The sequence below is a fragment of the Pseudomonas sp. TJI-51 genome (genome assembly GCF_000190455.2).
GTDB classification, from domain to species: Bacteria; Pseudomonadota; Gammaproteobacteria; order Pseudomonadales; family Pseudomonadaceae; genus Aquipseudomonas; species Aquipseudomonas juntendi.
This window is the reverse complement of record NZ_AEWE02000067.1, coordinates 38,867-54,598: the sequence shown is the minus strand read 5'-3', so window position 1 is coordinate 54,598 and position 15,732 is coordinate 38,867. Positions and strand designations below refer to the sequence as shown.

The following is a 15,732-nucleotide window of genomic DNA, read 5'->3' as shown; positions in this document are numbered from 1 at the left end:
TGACTTCATGGTGCTGTTCTAGACTCCAGGTCCATTTCGGCCGGCCATTCCACTTTAGGGGCCAGGCGCAAGGCGAACTCACACCAGAGTACGTCGTTGTGATCCTTCGGCTCCCCAGGTGGGGGTAAGGCGCTGGGGCCATGCTGCATGTAAGTGCAGATGTAAGCCCATGCATGCTGATCCGCCCCCATGGTACTCAGGGGAAACCGGTCGATGACGTTGTTTGTTCCGGGTGCGACGATGGACAGCACCACCCCACATTTGAAACTGGGCGCACCGTTTCCCGGCACGCCACGGTAAAGCCAGCGCTCGGCGCGCACTTGCGACCAGTCGTAGCAGACTGGCTCGACTTTCCAGGTTCCGAAAGGCTTCCACCAACAGTCTTTGAAGTTGTAGGCATAGATTTTTTTTCGTTTCCGGTTGAAACGAATGGGTTCGTCGCGAGGGGGGCATATGCACCTTCGAATTAAAAATACACACACCCATATTTCGAGGATCAGCGAAAGAGTGCCAATGAATACTTGCTCAGAATCGAGATATGCAAAACTTTTTATCATGTCGAAAGGAATTGTTGCAATGATGAAAATTGCAGGTAATGTAAAGAGGATTACTAGTTCCCTAGCCCAGCTTATAGCTCTAGATACTTCAAGATAGATTGAATCTTGATGATTTGGAGATTTGTAGCCTAAGCTTGGCTCAGTTGTACACGGGTCATCAGGAAGAGGGAGGTCCTCCTTCCAGAAAGTGCAGGGAGGATTAAGCAGCGGGCGAGACATTGAAAGATGCTCCAGAAGCGATTAATTTTGTATCGATTTTTACAAAGCTCGATTGGTCGTATCTGCAGGGTGAATACACAAGCAAGCGCTCAATGCCCTCCAGGTTGTTGTCCCAGCATCGAGTTAACTCACTGCCTAATTACCTAGAGATGCTGTTCTCGACTCCCGATCCATTTCGGCCGGCCACTCGACTTTAGGGGCTAGCCGCAAAGCGAGTTCACACCAGAGTACGTCGTTGTGATTCTTGGGCTCCCCAGGTGGGGGCAAGGCGCTGGGGCCATGCTGCATGTAAGTGCAGATGTAAGCCCAGGCATGTTGATCCGCCCCCATGGTGCTCAGGGGAAACCGGTCGATGACGTTGTTCGTTCCGGGTGCGACGATGGACAGCATGACCCCCCATTTGAAAATGGGGACACCGTTTGGCAGCATGCCGCGCTGAAACCATCGCTCGGCACGGACTTGCGACCAGTCGTAGCAGACTGTCTCGACCTTCCAAGTTCCGAAGGGATTCCACCAACAGTGTTTGAAGTTGTAGGCATAGATCTTTTTTCGTTTACGGTTAAAGCGAATAGGCTCGTCGCGAGGGGGGGATAGGCTAATGCGAATGAAGAAGGCAGATGCCCATATTCCGCCGGCTAGCAGCAAGACGCTAATAAGTATGAGCTCAGAATCAAGAAGTTCAGAAATCTGTATTATATTAAGAGGTAAGGTGGCAGTGAAGATAATCATAGGAAATGAAAAAAATAACATCAATTCCCTGGCTCCGCCCAAAGGCCTAGCTATTTCGAGATAGATCATATCTTGGTGGTTAGGAGATTGATAACCTAAACCAGGCGCAGTTGTGTTTGAGGTATCTGGCAATGGAAGGTCTTCCTTCCAACCTTTGCAAGGAGGGTTCAGCAGCGGGCGAGACATTAAAATATGCTCCAGACTGAATTCATTATGTTCTCGATTATCACCACTTTAGCGTGGCTCGATTTATCGTTTCTGTTAGGCCAGTAGGCGAGCGTCAACTCAACTTTCTCTATGTTGTGGTTGTCCAGGAGCGGGAGTGAACCAGTAATGTGAATTGTTCTGTCGAGGGATTTGAGAGTAAAGTATTTTTCAAGGCTTCCTAAGTCAGCGAGAACGCCGCCCAAATCACTTGGGATGTGTTCGATTTTACCAGTATCCGAGCTATAAGCAGCGGTACAGCGTTGTCGATCAACACCTGCTGGGATAATTGCGAGATGCCATTCGTACTTGGTAAGTTCGGAGGTGGCACTCGGCAGCCTAAGATCTACGTCGAGATAAAAACCCGTTGCAACAGAATTTCCGTCATTGAGCAGTGCCCCTACTGAATGTGGCGTTTGTGCGGTGTGAGAGGATTGGAACCTCGTTCTGATCGACACGTAAGCATGTAGACCAATGACTGCTGCATTGAATGCACTTACCGCGTTGCTAAGGTCCTGTTCGTCGATCCAGCGTCGATGCCCCTCTGGCTTTCCCCATCTACTATGTCGGGCCCACAACTCCAGCAATGAGGACTCATGGTTGTTGGCGATCGTCGCCAGCGTGTAGGCCGCCAGTCCCAAAAAAACGATAAAGCCTAGCGCTATGAGCGATGCTCCCAAGAAAGCAATGCCAAAGCCCGCAGAGGCTACTGATACCCAGGCAGCGCCTTTGTATAGGAAGTTCGCTGACTCATCACCTTCACGGCCAGTTCGAAGGCCGGCATTCCAGTACTGCACGGCATCCATAACACCAGCCATCGCCGCGATGCCGCCGCCGTACCGCGCAATACTGATGCCCAAACCCGCCGTTAGTATCTGCCCAGGGCGCTGTGTACGTGCGAATACCTGCGCAACAACCAGTCCTGCGGCCTCAACACTGGCACCCAGCACCCCCAGCGATGAAGACCAGACCGCCGCCTGCGCCTCGGGGTTGTGCTGATGGGTCTGCTGTAACGCCCGGTAGTTTCTACGCAGGCTGTCCTGCTGAAACCACAGCCCGCCCAGCGCAAGCAGCAGGCCGACGCTGCCCGTACCGGTCGCCGCATCCCGCAGGCTACGCATTGCATCGCTGGCCACGCTTTGCGCCGCCACCGAACTGATCTGCAGCCCGGCAGACACCTGTGCCTTTACCGAGGCTGCACCGATCGCCACATTGCGCACCAGCGCGCCGAAACCTTCGGCCGTCGACGTTTTCAGCTGGACCAACCGTGCCTGTAATTGCTCGGCGCCCTCGAAGGTCCACAGCACCACGTCGATCATCTGGTTGCGGTTACCGACCGCGGCGATATTGATTGCGCCGCTCAGCACCATGGCGCGGACCTTGCGCCCCACGGGGTCGCGGAACTGCTGGTCGACCTGCTGCAGAAATGCATCGGTACGGATTTGCAGGGCCTCGTCGAGCACGCTCAGGTACTCGCCGACGGTCAATGAAACGCGCAGCGGGGTTACGTGCTGCCCGGCATACAGCGCGAAAGCCGCCCGGTGCACATGGCCGACCAGGGTGCGGCTGCGTTCGCTGAGGTGCTGGGCGAGCGTATTCCCTGCGCTGGTGGTCGCGGCCAGCAGTTGACCGATGGCATCCCGCAGCGGCTTGACCATCAGCAACTGGCCCTCGGGGGTGCCAGCGATGGCTTTGATGATGTCGTAGACCTTGCCGAAGTCGTCGCCTGCCAAGCCGCCGATCACGTGCTGCAGCAGCGTCTGGTTCCTGGCCATCAGCGCCTGGTACAACAAGCTGTGCTCGTCTTCCAGCAGTTGCTGCCAGACGAGCTGCGTCATACCCAGCGGCTGACCTTCCTCGGGCATCAGTTCGCTAGGGCCCCCGGCCAGGCAGTCGGCGATCATCTGGATGAAGTACTCGACCGAGACCGGGTCGGCAGCGTCGTAGTCGAAGCGAGCGATCTGGTGAAACGCCGGCTGGGCGTAGTGCAGCGCGTACAGCTGGCCAACCTGGTCGATCATCGACTGCCAGTGGTTCAGTTCACGGTCGTAGCCAGCCTGGAACGCCGCGCGGGCGCTTTCGTCGTAGCGCGCTTGCAAGCGGTCCCGGGCCTGCTCCTGGTTGCGGGCGGTGTTGCGGCGGGTCTGCCTTGCGATATCCACTGGCGGCAGGTGCGCCTTGATGCCGACGGGGCTGTCGTTCCACTGCTCGACCTGGCGTGCCTTACGCTCAGCTGCCTCGGCGCCCTGTGCGGCGGCCGTGGCAGCATGCAGTTGCTGGATGCCCAGCAACGCCTGGGAGGTGAAGTACTCGAAGTGCCGCTGCGGCTGCGCGCGCCATGCCTGCATGGCCTGGACCCAACCTGTGCGCTGAGCGTTCAGTTCCACCACCATGCCGACGGGGTCGGGCAAGGTCAGCGCCAGCACACCGTTTGGCAATTGTTCCCGGGCAATGACGGTACGCAGATAGTTGTGGGTTTCGGACCACCGACCCAAACGGCTGTAGAAGCCGTGAGCACTCGTGAACCGGGCCGATGAAAAGGTGGAGAACTCGAGCACGCCCTCCATGCCGAAGCGGAAACTGTCGGTCATGGCGATGCCGAGGCTGGCGGGGTCGTTGCGTGCACGGTGCAGGTCGACTTCGACGAAGCGGGCGAGGGTAGCCGGGTCTGACTGGGCGATGGCTTTGCGGTAGCGGTCGAGCACGGTGCGCGGCCACGGATCGTTGGCGAAGGCAACCCAAGCGGTGCGGTACAGCGACGTGTCGATGTTGATGAACGAGGCGATGACGTCATGGCCTGCGGTGGCACACCATTTGGGCAATGGCCTGGGCGGCCCCAGCGGCATCTGCGATACCGGAAACCGCTGCAAGGTGGCATCGGCCGCCACTGCGTAGGCCTGCCAGGTGGCCTGGTCGAGCAGTACGTAAACGTAGCCTTGGCGCAACAGGCGGAGCTGGTCGGTGTGCATCGGGTGGTAGGTGATTTCGCTGTCACTGGCCCAGCGAAACAGGTGCCCGGCATCGGGGCGCGGGGCATAGGCCTCGCGCAGCAGCAGGATGGGCAGGCCAATACGCCCGCAGGCGTTGCAGCCGCCGTGGCTGTTGGGGATTTCTTCCTGCATGGCGGCATGGATGGTTGCACTGATGCTCATGAGTAGCCTCCTGCCTGCGGCAGGTCGGCGACGATGCGTGCCCAGGCACTGTCGCCGTAGCGGGCGAAGCAGGCTGCCAGGCGTTGCTGGCCAGCCACCGCCCGTGCCACATCGCGCTGGATGGTCGGGTGCTCCAGCAGCAAGGGGTGGACCATGAGCAGGTGCAGGCACATGCACTGGATATCGCCACGGTCGCGCAGGCCCTGCTTGAAGGCCCTGATCATCAGGTTCATGACATGGACGGGCGCGTTGGCCGGCAAGCCGGATGAGCCTGGGCATTGGCCACGGGTGGCGCCAGTTTGCGCGGTCGCCAGGCGATGCCAGGCACTGAGCAACTGAATGATCTGTGGCGCGACGCTCTGGGTTGCGCGGACTTCCCGGGTGATGCGCAGCTCGCCAGCCGGCGATGGCCGTTCGAGCACCGTGCAACTGCCGCAACCATCGGGATGCAGCCAGCTGCGAATCGGCCCGAGTACTGCGCCAGCATTGTTCAGGGTGACGCGCAGCAACGCCAGCCTCACGGGTTCGTACCAGGCCGTGATGCCATGCGGGGCGGGCTGATGCAGCACATGGCACTGCTGGCTGATATACCGGGCAATGGCATCGGCGGGTTGATCGCTGAGCAGCCAGGCACACACGTAGTGCCAGGTGGCCGTAGCCTCTCGGGCGGCGTAGGTTGCGCTCAATGCGGCCAGCGCGCCGCACGCCTGGCCGGGGCGGGCCAGCCGCACCAGCGCAGGCCAGCGTTCAGGGGCCTGCACCAGGCCGCTGCTGTCGATGCGCGTTACGGCGTCACTGCCCAGCGCCTCGGCCAGCCTGGCGATGTCCAGCGGGTGCCCGCCCGGGCAGCCAGCGAAGGGGGCCAGCAGCAGGTAAAAGGCTTCATCGGGGTGGCGGTGCCGGTGCGCGAAGTCATCCACCGACTGCTGGTAGCCGCGTGCGGCTTGGCTCGACATGAGAAGTTCCTTTTCTTCTGGATGGCGAGCGCGAATCTAGCGAGGAATCGCTTCAGTGGGCAGTTACTGGAGTCTTAGTGCGCGGTAGGAATTTTCTTTTTTTGAATCAGGCCGCAGCGTGCCGCCGGCACCCCTTGGCCTGCCCGGCGCTGGGCGCCCGCCGTTCAGGCCCTGGGCGGCTCTGCCTCGAAGCACTGGCGCATGACGTCCAGATAACGGCGGGCGCCCAGGCCCAAGGGGCGTGCCTTGAGCCAGATGATGTCCACCCACAAGCGCAAGCGGCTGGCCATGTTGTCGAAGCGCACTTCGGCCAGCGCGCCGGATGCAATCAGCGGTTCCACCAGGGGTTGTGGCAGGTATGCCCAACCCAGCCCGGACTGCACCAGATCCAGGGTGGCCAGGTAGCTGTCGGTCAGCCAGATGCGCCGCGACAGCACCATGCGCGGGTCCGAGCCGGTGGGCTTGCCCGAAGCCACGATGATTTGCCGTTGCTCGGCGAAGGCTTCTTCGGGCAGCGGCGTGCCGCTGTTCTGCCCGGCCGGATGGCGCGGCGAGGCCACCGCAACCAGCAGCTGGCTACCGGCTTCGAGGAATGACTCGCGCTCATCGATGCCTGGCCGCTCGAACACCAGTGCCAGTTGCACGCTGCCTTCGTGCAGCAGGCGAATGGCCTCGGTCTGGGTGGCCGAGCGCACTTCCACTTCCAGGCTGGGAAACGCCTGGGCGAGGGTTTCCAGTGGCTGGCTCCAGCGCCCGGTCTGCAGTTCGGGCGCCATGGCGATGGTCAGGCGTTTCTCCAGGCCCTGGTGCAATTGCAGGGCCTGGGCGTCGAGCAGGTTGAGCTGGCAGATCACTTGCCTGGCTTGAGGCTCCAGGGCCAGGGCGGCGCTGGTGGGCAGGGCCTTGCGCGTTGCCCGGTCGAACAGCGGCAGGTCCAGTTCGGCCTCGAGTTGAGCGATTGCCATGCTCACCGCGGACGGCACCCGCCCCAGCTTGCGGGCGGCGGCGGAGAACGAGCCGGCATCCAGCACTGCGAGGAAGATTGCCAGGGATTCGCTGGAGAAGGCCATGTTCGCTGAACCTGATGTGGGGGCGTTGGTAGCCGATGGTACTGGATGGGGTGGCCGGTGCAGGGTTCGAGTTTTTCGAGGCCTGAAATCGCGCGCCTTGAAGGCGAACCCTTCACAATTCAACTTTTACCGCGGGGCAGGGCTGCAGCGTGGGAGCGCAGGACTCCCACCGAGGGCGGGGGGAATCAGAGGTCGATGGCTTTAGCGGCGATGCGTGCCTGGTCCAGCAACACGTTCAGCTCGGCGACCTGTTGGCGCAGTTGGTCACGTTCGTCTTTGAGTTTACGCAGCTCATCACGGCGCACGGAGACATAGAGGGTCTGGGTTGGGGTTGCAGGCATCAAGGTACCCATGAGCACACCTCGCGGTTTTGGCTGGTGACAATTCAAAGCGTAGACGCTTCTGGCGGCCGCATTTTGAATTCTTTCACAAGCCTTGGGAACTTTTTTGTTTATCGTGGTCTTGCCGTTCGTCGCTGAACCCTCGGGCGGCATGCTGGACTAACCTGAACAGCTGGACTGTTGTCATCTATTTCGAAAGGGGAGCATCGGCTCATGCAACTGGGAATCGTCGGGCTGGGCCGCATGGGCGGCAATATCGCAAGGCGCCTGATGCGCGCTGGCCACCGCACCGTGGTGCACGACCGCAACCGCGAGGCGGTTACCGGCCTTGAAGGCGAGGGCGCCCAGGGCGCACACGACCTTGGCGCGCTGGTGCAAAAACTGAAAGCGCCACGCGCGGTATGGGTGATGCTGCCGGCTGGCGAGCCGACCGAGCAGACCATCGCGCAACTGGCCGAGCTGCTGGAGCCGGGCGATGCCATCATCGACGGCGGCAACACCTTCTACAAGGACGACATGCGCCGCGCCGCCGAGCTGGCCAAGCGTGGCCTGCATTACCTGGACGTAGGTACCTCTGGCGGGGTATGGGGCCTGGACCGCGGCTACTGCATGATGATCGGTGGCGAGAAGGACGTGTTCGAGCGCCTGGAGCCGCTGTTCAAGGCATTGGCACCGGGTGTAGGCGACATTCCGCGCACCCATGGCCGCAGCGGCGAACACCAGCGCGCCGAGCATGGTTATATCCACGCTGGCCCACCGGGCGCCGGCCACTACGTGAAAATGGTGCACAACGGCATCGAATACGGCCTGATGCAGGCCTATGCCGAAGGCTTCGACCTGCTGCGCAGCAAAGGCGGCAACGAACTGCCGGAAGACCAGCGCTTCGACCTCGATGTGGCCGAAATCGCCGAGGTATGGCGCCGGGGCAGTGTGGTTACCTCGTGGCTGCTCGACCTCACCGCCGATGCGCTGGTGGCCGATCCGCAGCTGTCGCAGTTCAGTGGCTCGGTATCCGACAGTGGCGAGGGCCGCTGGACCATCGATGCCGCCGTTGAGCAGGCAGTGCCGGTACCGGTCCTGTCCAGCGCATTGTTTGCCCGTTTCCGCTCGCGTCAGCAGCAGGGCACCTACGGTGACAAAGTGCTCTCGGCCATGCGCCTGGGCTTCGGTGGCCATGTCGAGAAAAAAGACGAATGACTAAAAAGAGCACTCCGGCCGCACCCCCCTGCACGCTGTTTCTGTTCGGCGCCAATGGCGACCTGGTCAAGCGCTTGCTCATGCCTGCGCTGTACAACCTCAGCCGCGACGGTTTGCTCGACCGCAACCTGCGCATCGTTGGCGTTGACCACAACCCTGCCACGGCCGAGGAATTTGCCGCACGCCTGCATGCGTTCATGGCCGAGCGTGACAAGGGCGGCGAAGGCGCCGCCCAGTGCCTGGACGAAAAACTCTGGGCGCGGCTGGCCAAGCGCCTGGACTATCAGACGGGCGATTTCCTCGACCCGGCCACCTACCAGGCCCTGGGCAAGCGCATCGACAAGACCAGCCACGGCAACGCCATCTTTTACCTGGCCACCTCGCCGCGTTTCTTCCCTGAAGTGGCCCAGCGCCTTGGCGAGGCCGGCTTGCTCGACGAGTCTGCCGGCGGCTTTCGGCGGGTCGTGGTGGAGAAGCCGTTCGGCACCGACCTGGCCAGTGCCGAGGCGTTGAACGCCTGCCTGCTGAAGGTGATGGGCGAGCGGCAGATCTACCGTATTGACCACTACTTGGGCAAAGAAACGGTGCAGAACATTCTGGTCAGCCGGTTCTCCAATGGGTTGTTCGAGTCGTTCTGGAACAACCACTACATCGACCATGTGCAGATCACCGCCGCGGAAACCGTCGGTGTCGAGACGCGGGGTGGCTTCTACGACGCCACCGGCGCCTTGCGCGACATGGTGCCCAACCACCTGTTCCAGCTGCTGGCCATGGTTGCCATGGAACCGCCGGCAGCGTTCGGCGCCGACGCCGTGCGCGGCGAAAAGGCCAAGGTGATCGGCGCCATCCGCCCGTGGTCGGCGAAGATGGCGCTGAAGCATTCCGTGCGGGGCCAGTACAGCGCCGGCAAGCAGGGGCGCAAGCACCTGCCCGGCTACCGCGAGGAGGCCAATGTCGCGCCCGACAGCCAGACCGAAACCTACGTGGCGCTGAAGGTGATGATCGACAACTGGCGCTGGGCGGGGGTGCCGTTCTACTTGCGTACCGGCAAGCGCATGAGCGTGCGTGACACCGAGATTGCCATCTGTTTCAAGCCGGCACCGTACGCGCAGTTCCGCGAGTCGGAGCTGGAGCGCCCCAAACCCAACTACCTGAAAATCCAGATTCAGCCCAACGAAGGCATGTGGTTCGACCTGCAGGCCAAGCGCCCCGGGCCGGAGTTGGTAATGGAGAACGTCGAGCTGGGCTTTGCCTACAAGGACTTCTTCAAGATGACCCCGGCGACCGGCTACGAGACCTTGATCTATGACTGCCTGACCGGTGACCAGACCTTGTTCCAGCGGGCCGACAACATCGAGAACGGCTGGCGTGCCGTGCAGCCGTTCCTCGATGCCTGGGCCCAGGGGGGCGAGGTGCACGAGTACCCGGCGGGTGAAGATGGCCCCGAGGCGGGCAATGACCTGCTGAGCCGGGACAAGCGGGAATGGCACCGATTGGGGTAACAGGTTTTTCGGCGTGTGCCGGCCGCGTCGCGAGTGAACCCCCTCTGACAGGTGCTGCACAACCCCTTGGGCGGTGCGGCCCTGTGGGGCGGGTTGACAAGCGAAAGGGCCAGCACAGGCAACCACTTTAAGGAAACGCGATGCCCGCCCACATAGAAGATTACGCCCTGTTGGGCAATTGCCGCAGCGCCGCCCTGGTCAGCCGGGATGGCTCGCTCGACTGGCTATGCCTGCCACGCTTCGACGCCCCGGCGGTGTTCGCCGCCTTGCTGGGCAACGAAGAAAACGGCCGCTGGCGCCTGGCCCCTTGCGACCCGGTCGAGCACTGCAGCCGGCAGTACCTGAACGATACCCTGGTGCTGGAAACCACGTGGGTCACCGCCACTGGCCGGGCCCGCGTACTCGATTTCATGCCGCTGGGTGACGTCAACGCCGTGGTGCGCATCGTCGAAGGCCTCTCGGGCGAAACCAATTTCGAAATGGACCTGGTCATGCGCTTCGATTACGGGCGCAGCGTGCCATGGGTCGAACGCCTGGACCCGCTCACCCTAAGCGCGGTGGCCGGCCCCGACCGCCTGATCCTGTGCAGCACCGTACCGCCCCATGCCCGCGACCACCACACCGGCGCGCGCTTTCGCGTGGCGGCCGGCCAGCGCCAGGTGTTCAGCCTGCGCCACCAGCCCTCGCACCTGCCGGTGCAGCCCGGCTGCGATGCCGACGCGGCCCTGGCCCATACCTGCGAGCACTGGCAGGCGTTCGCCGACCGCTGCCCTCAGGTAGGCCCCTACAGCGCACTGGTCCGTCGCTCGTTGCTCACCCTGAAAGCCATGACATATGCGCCTACTGGCGGCATCGTTGCGGCCGTCACCACGTCGTTGCCGGAACAACTCGGCGGCGAGCGCAACTGGGATTACCGTTTCTGCTGGCTGCGCGACGCCACCATGACCTTGCTGGCATTCATGAACCTGGGCTATTTCGACGAGGCCCAGGCCTGGCGCGAATGGCTGCTGCGCTCGGTGGCCGGCAACCCCGAACAGATGCAGATCATGTACGGATTGGGTGGCGAGCGCGACCTGCAGGAATACACCTTGCCCTGGTTGCCGGGGTACGAGCACTCGCAACCGGTGCGGGTGGGCAATGCCGCGTCGGCTCAGGCGCAGTTGGATATCTATGGCGAACTGGCCGATGCCATGAGCCAGGCAATCAAGGGCGGCTTGCCGCGCCATCCACGTAGCGCCGCCATCTCTCGGCTGATCCTGCCCTATGTGGAGCGTATCTGGCGCGAGCCGGACGAAGGTATCTGGGAGGTGCGCGGCGGCCGCCAGCAGTTCGTGCACTCCAAGGTGATGGCCTGGGTGGCGTTCGAACGCGCTGCCGGCTTGGCAGACACCACCGAAGAAGGCCGTGAGCATGGCCAGCATTACCGCCAGGTGGCCGACCAGATCCGCCGTGAAGTGTGTGAGCAAGGGCTCGACAGCAGCGGCAGTTTCTTCGTTCAGGCCTATGGTTCGCACGAGATGGACGCCAGCCTGTTGCAGATCGCCCTGACCGGCTTCCTGCCTGCCGATGACCCGCGCTTTCTGCGCACACTGGAACAGATCGAGCAACGCTTGCTGAAAAACGGTTTGCTGATGCGCTACGACAGTGACAGTGCCGGGGATGGCCTGGCCCCGGGCGAAGGTACGTTCCTGGTCTGCTCGTTCTGGCTGGCCGACGTCTACATCCTGCTGGGCCGGATGGCGCAAGCGCAGGCGTTGTACGAGCGTTTGACCGGCCTGTGCAACGACGTGGGCCTGCTGGCCGAGCAATACGACCCGGCCTGCCAGCGCATGCTTGGCAACTACCCGCAGGCGTTCAGCCATATCGGCATCATCAACACCGCCCTGAACCTCCAGCAGGCCCGCTGTCCGGCCCGCGACCGGGCCAGTTGCGGTTGAGCCGGCTGCACCGAATTTGTGCACGCTCCGGCAAGCGAGCGGGGTAGACTAGGTCAAATCTCATTCGGCAAGGAGCGTCCATGGGTATCCGCGGTTCGGATCGGCAGATCGACAACATCGAGTTCAATGTCAGCGATATCGCACGCAGCAAGGCGTTCTATGGGCATGTTTTCGGCTGGCGCTTCACCGACTACGGGCCAACCTACAGCGAATTCAGCGACGGCCGCCTGACGGGCGGCTTTACCACGGGGGAGCCGGTGCGCCCGGGGGGGCCGCTGATCATCCTTTACGCCGATGACCTGCAAGCCACGCAGCAGCGCGTGACCGCGGCGGGGGGCAGTATCAGCCGCGCGACCTTTGCCTTCCCCGGTGGGCGGCGTTTCCATTTCATTGACCTGGACGGTCATGAACTGGCGGTGTGGACGGCTCAAGCCTGATGGCCAATCACAAGATCGAAATTCGCCGGCGCAACGTTGGCAAGATCCTGCACGCGGCGGAAAAGGTGTTCGCCGAAAAAGGCTACGGCGCGACCTCCATGGGCGATATCGCCGAGCAGGCCGAACTGCCGCGTTCCAACCTGCATTACTACTTCAGCACCAAGGACGATCTGTTCCGTGCGGTGCTGCAGGACCTGCTGGATGTGTGGAAGCAGGACGCGCTGTGTTTCGAGAATTTCGACGACCCAAGGGTGGTGCTGACCAGCTACATCCGCGCGAAAATGGGGCATTCGCGGTCACGGCCGCTAGGCTCGAAGATCTGGGCCGAGGAAATGCTGCATGGGGCACCGGTGCTGGGGGGCAACCTGGATGACAGCCTGGTGCCGTGGGCAAAGCTGAAGGAGGCTAAGATCCGCCGCTGGGTGGAGGAGGGGCGCATTCTGCCGGTCGAGCCCTCGGCGCTGCTGTACATGATCTGGGCCTCGACCCAGCATTACGCCGACTTCGGTTACCAGGTGCAGTTGCTCAACGGCGGCGATGAACTGTCGGACCTGGCGTTCGAAAGTGCGGTGCAAACGGTGACCAGTGTGATCCTGCGGGGGATTGGCCTGGAGCCGTGACCGGCCATGCCTGCCGCGCACGGTCTTTTTGCTGCCCACAAAAAGGCCGTGCCAGTGCGGCGGGCGCCGGCCTACATCAGCTCGCTTCGCGGTAGGGGTTGCGCGGGTCCTGGGTCCAGTTCAGGTAAGGCTTGCCAGTGTCCTGCGCCTGCATGTCGATGCAGTTCTCCACCGGGCAGGTGATCTGGCACAGGTTGCAGCCCACACATTCTTCCTCGATCACGCTGTAGGCATGCGTACCGTCTGCCTTCAGCGTACTGGCGATGGCCTGGTGCGAGGTGTCCTCGCAGGCGATGTGGCAGCGACCGCAACCGATGCACGCCTGCTGGTCGATATGCGCCACCGACTTGTAGTTGATGTCCAGGTACTTCCAGTCGGTGGTATGCCCTACCGCCTGGCCACGGAACGCCTCGATGTTGGCGTGGCCGTGCTGGTCCATCCAGCGGGCCAGGCCGTCTTTCATGTCTTCGACGATGCGAAAGCCATGCAGCATGGCCGCCGTGCACACCTGCACCGCGCCGCTGCCCAGCGCCATGAATTCGGCCGCGTCGCGCCAGTTGCCGATGCCGCCGATGCCGCAAATCGGCAGGCCATGGGTGGCCGGGTCACGGGCAATCTCCGCCACCATGTTCAGCGCGATCGGCTTCACCGCCGAGCCGCAGTAACCGCCATGGGTGCTCTGGTCACCGACGATGGGGTGGGCGACCATGCGGTCAAGGTCGACGCTGGTGATCGAGTTGATGGTGTTGATCAGCGACACTGCATCGGCCCCGCCGCGATGCGCAGCCCGTGCCGATTGGCGGATGTCGGTGATGTTCGGCGTCAGCTTGACGATCACCGGCAGCGAGCAGTGCTGCTTGCACCAGCGGGTGACCATTTCCACGTACTCCGGCACCTGGCCGACCGCCGCGCCCATGCCGCGCTCCGGCATGCCGTGCGGGCAGCCGAAGTTCAGCTCGATGCCATCGGCGCCGGTGGCTTCCACCAGCGGCAGGATGAACTTCCACGACGCTTCCTCGCACGGCACCATCAGCGACACGATCAACGCGCGGTCGGGCCAGTCCTTCTTCACCTGGGTGATTTCGCGCAGGTTGATTTCCAGTGAACGGTCGGTGATCAGTTCGATGTTGTTGATGCCCTGCACCTGGCGGTTGGCGCCGTAATGGGCCGAGTAGCGCGACGAGACGTTGACCGCGGCCGGGTCTTCGCCAAGGGTCTTCCACACCACGCCACCCCAGCCGGCTTCAAAGGCGCGGACCACGTTGTAGGCTTTGTCGGTGGGCGGCGCGGACGCCAGCCAGAACGGGTTGGGGGCCTTGATCCCGGCGAACATGATAGACAAGTCGGCCATTACGCTGCCTCCACGTTGAGCATGAGTTGGGCATGGATGGCTTCGGCGGCCACTTTGCCGTGTTGTACGGCCTGAACGGTGAGGTCCTGGCCCAGCGCGGTGCAGTCGCCACCGGCGTATACCCCTGGCAGGCTGGTCTGCATGTTCACGTCAACGCGAATGCGCTCACCGTCGCGGGCCAGTTGCGCTGCCACAGGGTCGGCGAGGCTGCTGTCGTCGAAACGCTGGCCGATGGCCTTGAAGATGGCGTCGGCGGCCAGTTCGAAGGTTTCGCCGGTGTCGCGCAGGCGGCCGTCGGCCAATTCGGTACGGGCAAAGCGCATGCCGCGTACGTTGCCGGTGTCATCCAGCAGCACGCTGTCGGGGCGGGCCCAGGTGTGCAAGCGCACCTGGTTGGCCTTGGCGATGTCCTGCTCGTGCCCGGTGGCCCCCATGTCGGCGTGGCCCCGGCGGTACACCAGGTTGACGTCGCGGGCACCCAGGCGGCTCATTTGCACTGCCATGTCGATGGCGGTGTTGCCAGCACCGATCACCAGGCAGCGCTCGGCCAGCGGCAGTTGGCTGAGGTCGTCTGCCTGGCGCAACTCGCGGATGTAAGCGGTGGCGGCGAGCAGGCCGGGGGCCTCTTCATCGGCCAGCCCCAGCTGGCGCACGGCATTCAGGCCCAGGCCAAGGAACACCGCATCGTATTGCTCGCGCAGTTCGCCCAGGCTGAGGTTGCCCCCCAGGCGCTGGCCATGGCGCAGCTCGATACCGCCGATACCCAGCAGGAATGCCACTTCCCGCTGGGCATAATCGTCAACCAGCTTGTAGCGGGCGATGCCGTATTCATTGAGGCCACCTGGCTTGTCACAGGCTTCGAACACCACCACGTCATGGCCATGCATGGCCAGCCGGTGTGCGCAGGCCAGCCCCGCAGGGCCAGCGCCGACCACCGCAATGCGCTTGCCCGTGGCCGGTGAACGCTGGAACGGGTGGTCGCTGAACTGGGCATTGTCCAGGGCGTAGCGCTGCAACTGGCCGATCAGTACCGGGGCGCATTCCTGCGCGTTGTTGCGCACACACGCTTGCTGGCACAGGATTTCGGTCGGGCAGACGCGGGCACAGCTGCCGCCGAGAATGTTGGCCGACAGAATCCGTTCGGCAGCGCCTTGCAGGTTCTCGTCGCTGATGCGGTGGATGAATGACGGGATGTCGATTTCGCTGGGGCACGCGTTGACGCAGGGCGCGTCGTAGCAATACAGGCAGCGGGCGCTTTCCACGGCGGCCTGGCGTGCGGTGAGGGGTGGGGCCAGGTCGCTGAAGCACTCGGCCAATTGGTCGGCGCCGGCCCGGGGGCGCGGCAAATGGTTCAGGGCGTCGATCACGGTTGTAGCCTCTCTATTTTTTTAGGGTTCAGGCGACAGCTGTTGTGGTGGGATCGGGGGCCGCTGTGCGGCCCATCGCGACGCAAGGCCGCT

Annotated in this window: 13 protein-coding genes; 5 read left to right on the top strand and 8 right to left on the bottom strand. The window is 62.7% G+C overall.

Features of this window, described 5'->3' with window-relative positions; all coding sequences use genetic code 11:
- Positions 1 to 5: 5 nt before the first annotated feature.
- The 6 genes from G1E_RS29570 to G1E_RS28725 form a co-directional block, all read right to left on the bottom strand.
- A complete protein-coding gene (locus G1E_RS29570) occupies positions 6 to 776 on the bottom strand; it encodes a DUF6708 domain-containing protein (protein WP_235575289.1) in 771 nt (256 codons plus the stop codon).
- A gap of 135 nt (positions 777 to 911) precedes the next feature.
- Entirely contained in the window at positions 912 to 1,691 is a 780-nt protein-coding gene (locus G1E_RS29565) for a DUF6708 domain-containing protein (RefSeq protein ID WP_232961698.1), read from the bottom strand.
- Positions 1,691 to 4,831 (bottom strand): T6SS effector BTH_I2691 family protein, encoded by a 3,141-nt coding sequence (locus G1E_RS15595; RefSeq protein ID WP_177329612.1) that lies wholly within the window; start codon positions 4,829 to 4,831, stop codon positions 1,691 to 1,693. The genes G1E_RS29565 and G1E_RS15595 overlap by 1 nt, the downstream gene beginning before the upstream one ends.
- Positions 4,832 to 4,857: 26 nt before the next feature.
- On the bottom strand, positions 4,858 to 5,817 hold the full coding sequence (locus tag G1E_RS15590) for a hypothetical protein (protein ID WP_047149927.1): 960 nt from the start codon (positions 5,815 to 5,817) through the stop codon (positions 4,858 to 4,860).
- 164 nt (positions 5,818 to 5,981) lie between these two features.
- The gene (locus G1E_RS15585) at positions 5,982 to 6,887 is read right to left on the bottom strand and encodes a LysR family transcriptional regulator (RefSeq protein WP_047149926.1); all 906 of its coding nucleotides are present in this window, start codon (positions 6,885 to 6,887) and stop codon (positions 5,982 to 5,984) included.
- A 185-nt stretch (positions 6,888 to 7,072) separates the two neighbouring features.
- Positions 7,073 to 7,240, bottom strand: a complete 168-nt coding sequence (locus G1E_RS28725) for a DUF6026 family protein (protein ID WP_009683150.1) — start codon at positions 7,238 to 7,240, stop codon at positions 7,073 to 7,075.
- Positions 7,241 to 7,441: 201 nt separating this feature from the next.
- Between G1E_RS28725 and gnd the strand changes: the two genes are divergently transcribed.
- The 5 genes from gnd to G1E_RS15560 all read left to right on the top strand — a co-directional run bounded on the left by gnd (position 7,442) and on the right by G1E_RS15560 (position 12,921).
- The gene (gene gnd, locus G1E_RS15580; protein WP_029887475.1) at positions 7,442 to 8,425 is read left to right on the top strand and encodes a phosphogluconate dehydrogenase (NAD(+)-dependent, decarboxylating); all 984 of its coding nucleotides are present in this window, start codon (positions 7,442 to 7,444) and stop codon (positions 8,423 to 8,425) included.
- The gene (zwf, locus tag G1E_RS15575) at positions 8,422 to 9,927 is read left to right on the top strand and encodes a glucose-6-phosphate dehydrogenase (protein ID WP_009683147.1); all 1,506 of its coding nucleotides are present in this window, start codon (positions 8,422 to 8,424) and stop codon (positions 9,925 to 9,927) included. The genes gnd and zwf overlap by 4 nt, the downstream gene beginning before the upstream one ends.
- A 140-nt stretch (positions 9,928 to 10,067) precedes the next feature.
- Positions 10,068 to 11,864 carry a glycoside hydrolase family 15 protein gene (locus G1E_RS15570; protein ID WP_009683146.1) on the top strand — a complete coding sequence of 599 codons (1,797 nt, stop codon included), beginning with the start codon at positions 10,068 to 10,070 and terminating at the stop codon, positions 11,862 to 11,864.
- A gap of 80 nt (positions 11,865 to 11,944) precedes the next feature.
- Positions 11,945 to 12,301: a VOC family protein gene (locus G1E_RS15565; protein ID WP_009683145.1), complete on the top strand. Its 357-nt coding sequence runs from the start codon at positions 11,945 to 11,947 to the stop codon at positions 12,299 to 12,301.
- Entirely contained in the window at positions 12,301 to 12,921 is a 621-nt protein-coding gene (locus tag G1E_RS15560; RefSeq protein ID WP_009683144.1) for a TetR/AcrR family transcriptional regulator, read from the top strand. The genes G1E_RS15565 and G1E_RS15560 overlap by 1 nt, the downstream gene beginning before the upstream one ends.
- A gap of 76 nt (positions 12,922 to 12,997) precedes the next feature.
- On the opposite strand, the gene preA is transcribed toward G1E_RS15560, so the two are convergent.
- Both preA and G1E_RS15550 read right to left on the bottom strand, forming a co-directional pair.
- Positions 12,998 to 14,272 carry an NAD-dependent dihydropyrimidine dehydrogenase subunit PreA gene (gene preA / locus G1E_RS15555; RefSeq protein ID WP_009683143.1) on the bottom strand — a complete coding sequence of 425 codons (1,275 nt, stop codon included), beginning with the start codon at positions 14,270 to 14,272 and terminating at the stop codon, positions 12,998 to 13,000.
- Positions 14,272 to 15,639 (bottom strand): NAD(P)-dependent oxidoreductase, encoded by a 1,368-nt coding sequence (locus G1E_RS15550; protein WP_009683142.1) that lies wholly within the window; start codon positions 15,637 to 15,639, stop codon positions 14,272 to 14,274. The genes preA and G1E_RS15550 overlap by 1 nt, the downstream gene beginning before the upstream one ends.
- Positions 15,640 to 15,732: the final 93 nt, after the last annotated feature.